Here is a 714-nt window from a genome sequence, read left to right as displayed (position 1 = left end):
GACGGTGGCAGCAATAGTGCTGTGGTCGTCGCTGATCGCGGCGCTGCTTCCGCCCTTGCTGAAGGTGTTGCGGGTCGACCCGGCCGTCGTTTCAGGCCCGATGATCGCCACTATCGTCGACGGCACCGGGCTGATCATCTACTTCATGATCGCTCGCTCGATGCTGTCGGAACTGCATGGCATCTGAGCGCTCTAGGTGCATTCGGGTTCAGCGGTGAGAAATTGTCATACTTCGGCTATGCCGGTTTTCGGGCGGTGACGAGCTTTGTGGCGATGAAGGGGCCGCCGTACCAGAAGCGCCAGCCCAGGCCGCGTGTGCGCACGTCGGCCATGCCGTGGTGGCGGAGCCGCTCGGCGTAGGCGTTGGTGGCGCGGATATCTGCGATGAGCAGGGTGCCGCCCGGTCGCATCACGCGCACTGCCTCATCGATCACCTCGTCGCGCGCCGTCGCGTCGGGGAGGTTGTGGATTGCCAGGCTCGAGACGGCCAGGTCGAAGCTATCGTCCGGCACGGGAATCGAGCGGATGTCGGCGGTGAGTAACTCGATTCGGTCGGCCACCCCCTCGCGTTCGGCGTTGCGGCGGGTCAGCTCCGGGTCGTTGCCGGATTGGTCGAGTGTGCGCCACACGTCGACGCCGGTGGCGGTCCCGCGCGGCACAAGCTGCGCGGCCACAGGGTCGCGAACTGCTCTCCGTCCAGCGACGCGCCGCCGA

Annotated in this window: 2 protein-coding genes; one reads left to right on the top strand and one right to left on the bottom strand. The window is 66.5% G+C overall.

From position 1 onward, the window contains the following. Positions 1–187: magnesium transporter (locus F6Q13_RS18685; RefSeq protein WP_293059712.1), on the top strand; the 187-nt coding region annotated here is incomplete at its 5' end. 49 nt (positions 188–236) lie between these two features. On the opposite strand, the gene F6Q13_RS18680 is transcribed toward F6Q13_RS18685, so the two are convergent. Then, the coding region (locus F6Q13_RS18680) for a class I SAM-dependent methyltransferase (protein ID WP_293059710.1) at positions 237–714 on the bottom strand (478 nt) is incomplete at its 5' end.

The sequence above is a fragment of the Mycobacterium sp. genome (genome assembly GCF_008709575.1).
Taxonomy (GTDB): domain Bacteria; phylum Actinomycetota; class Actinomycetes; order Mycobacteriales; family Mycobacteriaceae; genus Mycobacterium.
The sequence above is the reverse complement of the archived record's forward strand: the minus strand, read 5'-3'. Positions and strand labels throughout refer to the sequence as shown.